Here is a 10,617-nt window from a genome sequence, read left to right on the forward strand (position 1 = left end):
CCCGGCCTCCCGCGGGGGTGGGAGGAGGCCGGGGGCGATCAGGTCACGCCGGGGTCAGCGGGTGACGGGCTCCTTGGCCCGCTCCGGGGCGGCGAACGCCTCGCTGGCCGGGGTGCGGACGGCGTGCCAGAGGCCGGCGACCGACAGCAGCAGGAGCAGCGCCGCGCCGAGGTACATGGCCAGGGCGCCCTGCTCGGCCTTGCGGCCGAACTCGCTGAACCCGTACGAGGTGAGCAGCATGCCGCGCAGCGTCTCGCCCTTGAACACGGTCTCCCGCTGGGCGCTGGTCTCGGCGAGCTGCTTCTGCAGGTCGGCCAGGTTGGCGGCCTTGGTCTGCTCGGCCTGGGCCACCTGCGCCTTCAGCGCCGACTCCGGCCCACCGAGGTCGGCGTACGTCTTGCCGCCGCCGATCGCCTTGAGGTGCAGGCCGATGAACTCGTTGGCGTAACATTCGGCCTGCTTGCCGGTGGTGAGCCGCTGGCCGGCGTACTCGCGCAGGCAGTCCGACTTCTTCTCCTCGTCGGTCAGCGCGTTGGCCGGCTTGAAGCTGATGTGCTGCTGGGCGAGCTGGTCGTGCACGTAGTCGTTGGCGAAGTTGGCGTTCGTCGTAAGGACGATGCCCACGACGAGCAGCAGGACCGCGAGGCCCAGCCCGCCGATGCTGAACAGCAGATCCAGCGTCCGTCGCTTCATGTTGGGCTCCTGTTTGGATGGTGACCGCTATCTGGTGGCGGTTCCATCGTCGCCGTGCGACGGCCATCCGGAGCAGGGCCGAACCCCCTGTCCCGTCCGGGACCTTAGGCCCGCCTCACCCCGGGCCGTTCAGCCATCACGTCGAGCGGGGTGAGCGCGGCGAGCAGGTCGGGCAGGGCCTTCGGGCGCCCGTACCGCCAGCCCTGGCCGTGCACGCAGCCGATCGCGGCCACCGCCGCGTGCTGGGTGCCGGTCTCCACGCCCTCGGCCACCACCATCAGGTCGAACGCGCCGGCCAGCCGGTTGACCATCTCCACGGTGGCGTACGCCCGGCTGTCCTCGGCGTCCAGTCTGGCCACGAAGGACCGGTCGATCTTCAGCTCGGTGGCCGGGATCCGGTGCAGGTAGCTGAGCGACGAGTAGCCGGTGCCGAAGTCGTCGATGGCGATCCGTACGCCGAGCTCGCGGAGCTGGGCCAGCCGGTCCAGCACCGCTTCGCTCCCCTCGATCAGGGCGGACTCGGTGAGTTCGAGGGTGAGCGCGTGGGGTGGCAGGCCGGCCGCGCCGATCGCCCCGGTGACCGTGGCGATCAGGTCGGGGCGGCGCACGTGGGCGGCGGCGATGTTGACCGCCACGGTCACCTCGGGGGCGTGCCGCCGCCAGGTGGCCGCGGCGTGGCACGCCTGCCCGAGCACCCACCGGTCGATCGCCAGGATCAGCCCGGTCTCCTCGGCGAGCGGCAGGAACTTCGCCGGGGTGAGCACCCCGAGCCGCGGGTGCCGCCAGCGGACCAGCGCCTCGGCGCTGCGGACCTGACCGGTGGCCAGGTCGACGATCGGCTGGAACTCCATGAGCAGTTGTCCCTCGTCGACCGCCCGGCGCAGGTCGGCGATCAGCTCGGCCCGGCTCACCGCCGACTCGCGCAGTTCCGGGGTACAGGTCCGGTACGCGGACTTGCCGGCCGCCTTGGCCGCGTACATGGCGATGTCGGCGTCGCGGAGCAGGTCGGTGTGGGAGGTGTGCTGGGGGCCGTACTCGGCGATGCCGATGCTGGCGGAGGGGTGGACGCCGAGGTCCTCCTCGCCGGGCAGTGGTTCGAGCGCGGCGAGCAGCCGCTCGGCGAGCCGTTCGGGCGACACCGGCCGGTCGCCGCTGACCAGCACCGCGAACTCGTCGCCGCCGAGCCGGGCGATCATCCCGTCGGTGCCGACGCTGTCGCGCATCCGTTCCGCGATGCTGTTCAGCAGGCGGTCCCCGGCGGCGTGTCCGAAGCGGTCGTTGACCTGCTTGAAGCCGTCCAGGTCGAGGAGCAGCACGGCGACCCGGCCGCCGTCGCGCAGGGCGCGGCGTAGCCGGCGGGTGAAGGTCAGTCGGTTGGGCAGCCCGGTGAGCTGGTCGGAGTACGCGAGCCGGCGCAGCCGGACGACCAGCCGCAGGTTCTCGTTGGCGGCCAGCCCCTGCCGCAGGGCGAGGACCGCGAGCAGGGCCATCATGCTGATGAAGATCAGGTGTGGGGTCTGCCCGGTGGGCTGTCGGGCGAGCACCACCGCGACGATCGCACCGCCGACCGGCAGGTACGGCAGGGCCACCCGCCACCACGGCGGCAGCGGCGACTCGACGATCTCTTCCTCGTCGTCCCAGCCGGACGGGGGCGGCCAGGTGGTGGCGACGCCCATCAGCAGGTAGCTCAGTGGCCAGCAGACGTCGATCGGGTGCCCGGGGAAGTAGGTGCCGTGCGCGACGAGGGAGACGTAGGCGGCGTCGGCGGCGGCCCGGATGGCGAGGCTCGCGCCGATCAGGGTGAGCGCCCGCCACATCGGTCGCGCCGGCCCGGAGACCGCCACCAGGATGGTGAGCTGCATCAGGTCGAACATCGGGTAGAGCAGCCCGAAGGTGCGCAGCGGGTCGGTCAGGTCGGCGTCGGCGATGTCGCGGAACACCACCACCCAGCCGATCGGGATGAGCGCGAACGCGACGATCACCCCGTCGAGCACCGTACGGGCCTGCCCGACCAGGCTGCGCGGGGCGGCCAGGGAGCAGAGCAGCGCGGCGGTGCCGGTGACGATGCCGGCGGTGAAGAGCCCGCCGACCAGCAGGGTGTTCGGCAGCGGGTGCCCACCGAGCCGTTCGACGGTCCACACCGTACGGCCGAGGGCGGCGAGGGCCATGGTGACGGCCAGCAGCGTCCAGAACCGGCGCAGTGGTAGCGGGTGTCGGCGGGCCACCCGGGTGCAGGCGAGCGCCGCCCAGCTCGCCACCGTCACCGCGCCGAGGTCGCTGACCAGCGCGGCGTTGGGCAGGTCCGTGAACAGCCAGCCGGCTTCCCCGAGTACGACGAACGCGGCCGCGACGAGCCCGACGCGGCCGGCGAGCGGGGAACGGGCCCGCACCATCACGGCCGGGTCCACGTCCTGCTGGGGCACAAAGATTCGCTCCGGCTCTCTCTCAGACGCGCACCTCGACGATGAGGACCGGTTGCGGACGGCGAACGGCGCCAGCCTAGTCAGCAGCAGGTGCCACCGCCAGAGTGGACCGGCGCGTCAGCCGGCCGGCGGCCGCCCGCCCCGACGGTAGAGGGCGACCAGGACGCCGTGGCGCGGCTGGTCCGGCCCGGCCTCCTCGGCCTCGCCGACGAGTTCTTCCAGGGTGGCCCGCAGCCGGTCGGCCTGCTCGGGGGTGAGCCGCAGGTGGCGCAGGTGCAGCAGCGGGTCCGGGTCGGCGGAGATCTCCTCGGCGACCGCGCCCAGCAGCGCGGCGGTGGCCTCGGCGTCGCCCTCGCCGCCGACCAGGCGACGGAAGGAGCGTTCGTGGTACTGCTCGGTGCCGCCGCGGACCTGGCGGGTGTGGGCGACCCGGACCAGGCCGGCCTCGGTGAGCATCTTGAGGTGGTGGGCGACGGTGCCCTTCGCCGCGCCCAGCCCGGCGGCGAGTTGGCTGATGGTGGCGGGCCCCGCACCGAGGGCGAAGAGCAGCCGGTGGCGGAACGGGTGGGCGAGCGCCTTGAAGTGGGCCGGGGTGCGGACCTGGAGCGCGTCGGGGATCTGGTCGGGCACGCCAGAAAGCGTCCACTTCTCTTGACGCTTTGTCAATCGGCTGCTCTACTGCCACCACCGAACAAGGACGGGGGCATGCGATGCGTCAGGACGAGATCACCGAGATCGTCGAGCGGTCCGCCAAGCTGGTCGCCGAGCACTACGTCTTTCCCGACCAGGCCGAGCGGATCGCCGCCCACCTGGGCGACCGCCTCCGCGCCGGCCGGTACGCCGACGTCGCCGATCCCGCCACGCTGGGCGCGCTGGTCACCGAAGACCTCCAGTCGGTCAACCGGGACCTGCACCTGCGGCTCAAGCACCACGCCGAGCCGCTGGCCGACGTCGACGACGACCCGGCCGACGCGCAGTTCGCCCGGCTCGCCGAAACCACGATGGGCGGCGTCGCCCGGGTGCAACGCCTCGCCGGCAACGTCGGGCTGCTCGCGATCGCCCCCGCCCTCTTCCCGCCGCAGCTGTCCGGCGACGCCGTGACGGCCGCCCTACGGCTGCTCGGCACCACCGACGCGCTCCTGCTCGACCTGCGCGGCAACCACGGCGGCAGCCCGGACATGGTCGCCCTGATCTGCGGCTGGTTCTTCGCCGAGCCGGTGCACCTGCACACCATGTACGACCGGGCCGGCACCGGCCGCCAGTACTGGAGCGCCGCCCACCTGCCCGTCCCCCGCTACGACCCGAACAAGCCGGTATACGTACTGACCAGCGGAAAGACGTTCTCCGGCGGCGAGGAGCTGGCGTACGACCTCCAGCAGCTCGGCCGGGCCACCGTCGTCGGCGAGGGCACCGGTGGCGGAGCCCACCCGCGGGTCGGCTTCCGGGCGCACCCGCACCTGGAGCTGACCGTGCCGGTGGCCCGGCCGGTCCACGCGGCCAGCGGCACCAACTGGGAGGGCTGCGGGGTCGCCCCGGACGTCGAGGTCCCGGCCGAGGGTGCGCGTGACGTCGCGTACAAGATGGCCCTGGAGGCGCTGCTCGCCGCAGACCCGCAGCGGCGGACGGCGGACGAGGCCCGGGAGGCCGTCGCCGCCCTCGGCTGAGATCAGGACCACTCCTCCGCCGGGTCGCCGTCGCTGCCGTCCGCCGGACCCTCCCGGTCGGGCGCCGCAGTCGGCGGGCCGCCGTGGGTCCACGGGGTCTCCTCCGGCGCGGGGAAGTTGCCGGCCGGCAGGTACGCGTCCGACAGGGTGGTCAGGCAGAGCCGCTCGCCCACCTCGGGCACGCTGCCCGGCGTCGCGGTCAGTCCGCGCCCCATCCCGCCGGAGAGCTCCAGCACCACCTCGGTCTTGCCGTCCGCAGCGGGGGTCACGAAGACCACCTTCGCCTTCTGGCTCGGCCGGGCCGGCGAATACAGCGTGGCCCCCACCGGCGCCAGCACCGGCTCGGTGGTGACCACCTGGATGCGGGGGCGCAGCACCGGCCGCTTGCCGCTGTCGTCCACCCGCTTCGGGTCCGCGAGGGTCACGTCGCCGACGAACGCCTCCCCGGTCAACCGGTGCTCGGCCATCACCAGGCGGTCGTCGTAGGCGCGCTGGACCGCGTACGAGGCGAGGGCCCGTTCCAGCCGGTGCAGGCGGACCGCCGCGGCCACCGCCCCGTCCCGGCGCGGCTGCGGACCGCCACCGGCGTCGACGTGCTCGGCGTGGCCGGTGAAGGCGTCCCGGTCGCTGGCCCAGCGGCCGGCCACCCGCGCCCCGGGCGGCAGGCCGCGCAGCAACCCCACGCCGCGCCACATCAGCTCCCAGGTGGGCGTGAGCTGGTCGCGCAGCAGCCGCGCCAGCTCCGCGTACGCCTCGGCGCGGGCCACCGGGTCCGCCTCGGCCTCGGCGTACGCGGCCATCGCCGGGGCGAGCCGGTGGTTGTCGAAGTCCGGGTCGGTGGCCGGGCCGGCGGGCGGGCACACTTCCGGGTCCTCGGCCCGGGCGGCCGCCTCGGCACCGGTGGATCCGGGCGGCGGGTCGATCCAGCCGAGCAGCGCCGGCAGGTGCAGGTCCTCCACGGCGCTCTGCCCCGTCGCCCAGTGCAGGGTCAGCGCCTCGGTCAACGCGACCAGCGCCGCCGAGCCGGGGTGCTCGGCGCGCTCGGCGAAGAAGGTCAGCCAGCGGCCCAGCAGCGGCACGGACGGGTGCACCGGATGGTCGCCGTCGGGCCGCGACGGCTCCAGGTCGCGGCGCGGCGTCAGACGCGCCGAGCTGGAGTTGTCGGAGCGGAACCGGGTGGAGCGGCCGAGCAGCCGCAGGAAGGTGATCCCGGCCGGGTTGGGCACCAGCAGCTGCGGGGCGTCCACGTACCGGTACCGCACGTCCTTGCCCCGGTCGACCGGCACCGCCTCGCTGACCCCCCGGAACTCCTCCAGGTACGGCAGCACGATCCCGGCCAGCTCGGCGGCGAAGGCGAGCCGCTGGTCCCGGTTGCGCGGTTGCGGCACCACCAGCAGCCGCGCCTCGTCGGGTGCGGCGCCGACCAGGGCCGCGAGCGGGGCGTTCGCCTCGCCGGCCAGGGCCAGGGGCACCAGCACCAGCGGGCGGTCGGACAGGTGCAGGTGCCGTACGGTGGCCACCGGCTGGGCCACCCCGGCGGCGACGGCCTGCGCCTTGGCGAGGGCGCGCAGCGTACTCATCCGGGGTTCCCGGCGAGGGCGTCGTCGCGCAGGCGGGCGGCGGCGCGCAGCAGCGCGGCGGCCTCCACCTGCCCCGGGTCCGGGGCGCGCTCGCCCTCGGCGAGGGCCAGCACCGAATCGACCCCGGCGACACCGCCCAGCGCCTCCCGCACCGGCCGGCCCAGCGCGGCGGTGTGGCCGCGCGCCTCGTGCCGGCAGAAGAACGCCAGCTCGCAGGCGGCCAGGCAGTCGGGCGCGTAGCGGGCCTCCACGGTGGACAGGGCGGACCGCAGCGCCGCCGGGTCGGCGGCCGGGTCGGCGGTGAAGCCGGCCGGCACGGCGGCGAGCAGATCGTCGATCCGGGCCATCCGGTCGAACTGGCGGCGCAGCACCAGCAGCTGCCGGCGGACGTCGAGCAGGCTGGCCACCGGCTGGTTGGTGAAGTCGCGCGGGCAGACCAGCACCACCTCGTGCGACACGAGCTGCGGGTCGCGGCCCTCGGCGGCGAGCAGGTCGCGCAGCGCCAGCACGTAGACGGCCGACTGGATGGCGGCGGCGGAGACCTTGGCCGGGTCGGCCTGCCCGTCGATCACCGGAAACGACTTGATCTCCACCACGTGGTACCGGCCGCCCAGCCGCGCGGCGACCAGATCCGGTTCCAGGTGCACCCGCCGGCCGGCCACCACCAGGCCGAGCAGCGGGTGGTCGAACAGCGCCGCCCCGTCACCGGCCGCGATCAGCGCCGCCCGGGCCCGCTCCTGCCGGTCCGCCAGGTCGTCGGCGCCGCCCAGGTCCGTCCAGCTCGCCCCCGCCGGCACCGGTACGCCCAGCCGCTCGGCGACCAGCCGCAGCAGTTCCGCCCCACCGTCCGCCTTGACCTGGGCCTCGAACGCGTTGCCCCGGGTGATGGCGAAGCGGGACTGACCGAACCGGGCCGGGAAGCCGATCCGCTCGGCCAGTTTCGGCTTGTCCACCCCGGCGCTGTCCAGCACGGCCCGGCGGGTGCAGCCCGGGTTGCCGGTCAGCGCGGCGATGGTCCGGGCGTTATGTCGCCGGGGTGGCACGCCACCCCGGATCTCGGCCAGGCGCTGCGCGGTGTCCGTCACGACAGGCCAGGGTATGCGCTTCCCGCGAGCGCGGCCGATCAGCGGCCGGCGGAGCCGACCGGGAGGCGCTCGGCCTCGGCCCGTGCATCGGCCTTGGTCCGGAGTCCGCAGGTGAACAACATCGCCCGGCAGTACCCCGCCGGGACGCGGAAAACACCCCCGAATTTCTTCGTCCACCGCTGTCCGGATGCGGGGTCCCCGTTCGTCAGGCTGGATGGAAGCACGACCGGAGGAGAGAACGATGAAGTACATGATGTTCGTCTGCACCGACACCGAGCCGGACAAGGACCCGAGCGCCGCGCCCGACATCGAGAAGTGGGTGGCCGAGCGGGACGCCAGCGGCCAACGCGTGACGGGTAGCGTGTTCGCGCCACCGTCGGCGGCCACCACCGTCCGGGTACGCGACGGCGAGCTGCTGCTCAGCGACGGCCCGTTCGCCGAGACCAAGGAGGTGATCGTGGGCTTCGACCTGCTCGAGTGCGCCGACCTGGACGAGGCGATCGAGGTGGCCCGCGCCCACCCGATGGCGTACGGCGGGCGGATCGAACTGCGCCCGCTGGTGGACTGACCCGGTGACGGACGCGGCCGGGGCGGTCGCCGAAGCGGGTGCCGAGGCGTACCCGCGGATCGTGGCCGCCCTGATCCGCGTCACCGGTGACTGGACCCTCGCCGAGGACTGCGCGCAGGAGGCCCTCGCCGCGGCGCTGGAACGGTGGCCCCGCGACGGCGTACCGGGGAATCCGGGCGGCTGGCTGATGACCGCCGCCCGGAACCGGGCCGTGGACGTGCTGCGCCGCGCCGCCGTGGAACGCCGCAAGCTGCGCGAGCTGGCCCTGCTCACCGATCCGGAGCCGCCGCCAACGGGAGGGGACGTGGTGGACGACCGGTTGCGGCTCATCTTCACCTGCTGCCATCCGGCGCTGGCCCTGGAGGCGCGGGTCGCGCTGACCCTGCGCACCGTGGCCGGCGTGCCCACCGCCGACATCGCCCGCGCCTTCCTGGTCAGCGAGTCGACGATGACCCGCCGGATCACCCGGGCCAAGACGAAGATCGCCGCCGCCGGTGTCCCGTACCGGGTGCCGGCCGGGCCCGCGCTGGTCGAGCGGCTGCCGGGCGTCCTGGCCGTGCTCTACCTGCTCTTCACCCGGGGGTACGACGCCGACGGCGAACCCGCCTTCGCCACCGAGGCGGTCCGGCTGGCCCGGCTGCTGCACACGCTCATGCCGGAGCAACCGGAGGTGGCCGGGCTGCTCGCCCTGGTCCTGCTGCACCACTCCCGCCGGGCCGCCCGCCGCGACGCCGACGGCAACCTGCTCACCCTCGACGAGCAGGACCGCTCCCGGTGGGACGGGCAGGCCGTCGCCGAGGGCGTCGCGTTGCTGGACCGCGCCGGCGACGGCCCGTACGCCCTCCAGGCCCGGATCGCCGCCTGCCACGCCACCGCACCGACCGCCGCCGACACCGACTGGCCGGCCATCGCCGCTTGCTACGACCGGTTGGCCCGGCTGCGGCCCACCCCGGTGGTCCGGCTCAACCGGGCGGTGGCGCACGGCTTCGCGTACGGCCCCGGGCCCGGGCTGGACCTGCTCGCCGAGGCCCGGGCCGGCGGCGCGCTGGACGACTACCCGCCCGCGTTGGCGGCGGAGGCCGAGCTGACCTCCCGCCTCGGCGACCGGGTACGCGGCGCGGCGCTGTTCCGGGCGGCGGCCGAGCAGGTGCGCTCCGAGCCGGAACGGCGGGCGCTGCTGCGGCGCGCGGCCGACGTGAATCGGTGAGGACCACCGGAGTTTGTGCAGGTCACACGTGGGTACGCAGCGCCCCATGATCGCACTGATCGTCGCCCTGTTGCTGGTGTGGTTGGTCCTGGTGATCGTTGGACTCGTGGTGAAGGGCCTGTTCTGGCTGTTCGTGATCGGGGCGATCCTGTTCGTGGCGACCGCCATCGTCGGCTGGGTTCGCAGGCGGGTGTGAGCCGGCTGCTGGCCCGGGCCGTGCTTGAGCCGCTTCCGGTGGAATCCCGGTATGCCGACGGCAACCCGTCCCTGCCGCCGGAAACGCGGCCGGCGGCAGGGACGGGAACGGCCAGGTCAGGCGCTCGTGGGCAGCTCCTCAGAGAGCCAGATCGGCTGCCAGTCGGCCATCTCGTGGAAGCGGCGCAGCTCGAACAGCCCGGACACGTTGCCGCTCCAGGCCGCGTACGGGGGGTTGCCCTCGTCGAAGCCGCTCTGCACGAGGGTCAGCCTCGTCTTCCCGCCGGACTCGGCCAGCTCCCAGGTGCTGACCCCGACGGGTCCCCAGTCGACGGAAATCTTCCGGCCCGGATCCAGGTCGACCACCTTGGCCGCGTACCCGGTCTCGAAGCCGCCCATGGCGTACCGGCCGCCGACCCAGGGCTCGATGCCGATCGGGTAGCCGAACCAGGCGCTGGCCTGCTCGGAGTCGGTCAGCGACGTCCACACCCGGTCCATGGCGGCGGCGATGGTCAGCTCGGCGCGCAGCTCGGACGAGGTGAAGTCGGTGCGGGGCAGCAGCGGCTTGCCCTCCACCCGGGCGGCGAGGTTGGCGATCGACAGGGCCCAGAAGGTCTGCAGCGCCCCACGGATGCTGCTGCCGCTCATCGCCTCGGCGAAGTCGAAGTGGCTCTGCCGCAGGGTGAGCACGGTGCCCTCCCCCTCGGGCGTCAACTCGAACTCGGTGGTGGTCTCCACGCCGTCGAGCGTCCAGGCGAAGCGCAGCGTGCGCTCGTCGGCGTGGAGCAGCCGCTGATGCGGCGCGTCGCCCTCGGGCGTGTAGCGGCCCCAGAACTCGTAGCGGTGGGGCAGCTCGACCTCGGCGTGTTCGGCCAGCCAGACGCGCAGTTCGGCCGGATCGGTCAGAGCGTGGCGCACGGCCTCCACCGGGGCGGCGAGACGGGCACGGACGGTCAGCGGTTCACTCACGGTCGTCACCTTTCGGATAGCAGGCCACGGCGAGCTTGAAGGCATCGCCCTCGGTGCCCCCGTAGCGCGTGAACAGGTCCTGCAGCGTCGTCTGCAGGTCGTGCAGGAACTCCTGCCGGCGTGCGGCCGGCACTCTGATCTCGCCGGACACCCCGATCGAGGGCAGCTCCGGCGCGGTGCGGTCCAGCGCGGCAATGTCGGCCTGGACCTCCTCCATGAGGTCGAGCAGGTAG

The 10,617-nt window shown here is 74.1% G+C and carries 10 protein-coding genes and 1 pseudogene; 4 read left to right on the forward strand and 7 right to left on the reverse strand.

The window, feature by feature from the left end; all coding sequences use genetic code 11:
* Positions 1-54 precede the first annotated feature (54 nt).
* The 3 genes from ONA70_RS03665 to ONA70_RS03675 form a co-directional block, all read right to left on the reverse strand.
* Positions 55-693 carry a hypothetical protein gene (locus ONA70_RS03665; RefSeq protein WP_265004889.1) on the reverse strand — a complete coding sequence of 213 codons (639 nt, stop codon included), beginning with the start codon at positions 691-693 and terminating at the stop codon, positions 55-57.
* A gap of 104 nt (positions 694-797) precedes the next feature.
* Entirely contained in the window at positions 798-3,116 is a 2,319-nt protein-coding gene (locus tag ONA70_RS03670) for a putative bifunctional diguanylate cyclase/phosphodiesterase (protein WP_265004890.1), read from the reverse strand.
* A 117-nt stretch (positions 3,117-3,233) separates the two neighbouring features.
* On the reverse strand, positions 3,234-3,746 hold the full coding sequence (locus ONA70_RS03675; protein ID WP_265004891.1) for an ArsR/SmtB family transcription factor: 513 nt from the start codon (positions 3,744-3,746) through the stop codon (positions 3,234-3,236).
* Positions 3,747-3,826: 80 nt separating this feature from the next.
* Here ONA70_RS03675 and ONA70_RS03680 point away from each other — a divergent pair, with 80 nt between their 5' ends.
* Entirely contained in the window at positions 3,827-4,780 is a 954-nt protein-coding gene (locus tag ONA70_RS03680) for a S41 family peptidase (protein ID WP_265004892.1), read from the forward strand.
* 2 nt (positions 4,781-4,782) lie between these two features.
* On the opposite strand, the gene ONA70_RS03685 is transcribed toward ONA70_RS03680, so the two are convergent.
* Together ONA70_RS03685 and ONA70_RS03690 are read right to left on the reverse strand one after the other, a co-directional pair.
* Positions 4,783-6,360 carry a hypothetical protein gene (locus tag ONA70_RS03685; protein ID WP_265004893.1) on the reverse strand — a complete coding sequence of 526 codons (1,578 nt, stop codon included), beginning with the start codon at positions 6,358-6,360 and terminating at the stop codon, positions 4,783-4,785.
* A complete protein-coding gene (locus tag ONA70_RS03690; protein ID WP_265004894.1) occupies positions 6,357-7,445 on the reverse strand; it encodes a hypothetical protein in 1,089 nt (362 codons plus the stop codon). Before ONA70_RS03690 ends, ONA70_RS03685 begins: the two co-directional genes overlap by 4 nt.
* Positions 7,446-7,686: 241 nt before the next feature.
* On the opposite strand from ONA70_RS03690, the gene ONA70_RS03695 reads away from it, so the two are divergent.
* From ONA70_RS03695 to ONA70_RS03705, 3 genes are read left to right on the forward strand one after another with little or no spacing between them, the layout of a single operon-like run.
* Entirely contained in the window at positions 7,687-8,013 is a 327-nt protein-coding gene (locus tag ONA70_RS03695) for a YciI family protein (protein WP_265004895.1), read from the forward strand.
* Between the two features lie 4 nt (positions 8,014-8,017).
* Positions 8,018-9,220, forward strand: coding sequence for an RNA polymerase sigma factor (locus ONA70_RS03700; RefSeq protein ID WP_265004896.1), 1,203 nt, complete (start codon positions 8,018-8,020; stop codon positions 9,218-9,220).
* A 46-nt stretch (positions 9,221-9,266) separates the two neighbouring features.
* Positions 9,267-9,416: a hypothetical protein gene (locus ONA70_RS03705; RefSeq protein ID WP_265004897.1), complete on the forward strand. Its 150-nt coding sequence runs from the start codon at positions 9,267-9,269 to the stop codon at positions 9,414-9,416.
* Positions 9,417-9,532: 116 nt separating this feature from the next.
* On the opposite strand, the gene ONA70_RS03710 is transcribed toward ONA70_RS03705, so the two are convergent.
* Positions 9,533-10,384 carry an SRPBCC family protein gene (locus tag ONA70_RS03710; protein ID WP_265004898.1) on the reverse strand — a complete coding sequence of 284 codons (852 nt, stop codon included), beginning with the start codon at positions 10,382-10,384 and terminating at the stop codon, positions 9,533-9,535.
* Positions 10,377-10,617 (reverse strand): annotated as a pseudogene (locus tag ONA70_RS03715) (ArsR family transcriptional regulator); the annotation flags it as partial. The pseudogene ONA70_RS03715 and the gene ONA70_RS03710, both read right to left, overlap by 8 nt.

It is taken from the genome of Micromonospora yasonensis, assembly GCF_026013475.1.
In the GTDB taxonomy this organism is placed as follows: domain Bacteria; phylum Actinomycetota; class Actinomycetes; order Mycobacteriales; family Micromonosporaceae; genus Micromonospora; species Micromonospora yasonensis.

Bases quoted from the DNA above. Each gene is read 5' to 3' on its own strand.
- ONA70_RS03705 (WP_265004897.1), top strand. From the start codon at position 9,267: ATGATCGCACTGATCGTCGCCCTGTTGCTGGTGTGGTTGGTCCTGGTG.
- ONA70_RS03665 (WP_265004889.1), bottom strand. From the start codon at position 693: ATGAAGCGACGGACGCTGGATCTGCTGTTCAGCATCGGCGGGCTGGGC.
- ONA70_RS03685 (WP_265004893.1), bottom strand. From the start codon at position 6,360: ATGAGTACGCTGCGCGCCCTCGCCAAGGCGCAGGCCGTCGCCGCCGGG.
- ONA70_RS03695 (WP_265004895.1), top strand. From the start codon at position 7,687: ATGAAGTACATGATGTTCGTCTGCACCGACACCGAGCCGGACAAGGAC.
- ONA70_RS03680 (WP_265004892.1), top strand. From the start codon at position 3,827: ATGCGTCAGGACGAGATCACCGAGATCGTCGAGCGGTCCGCCAAGCTG.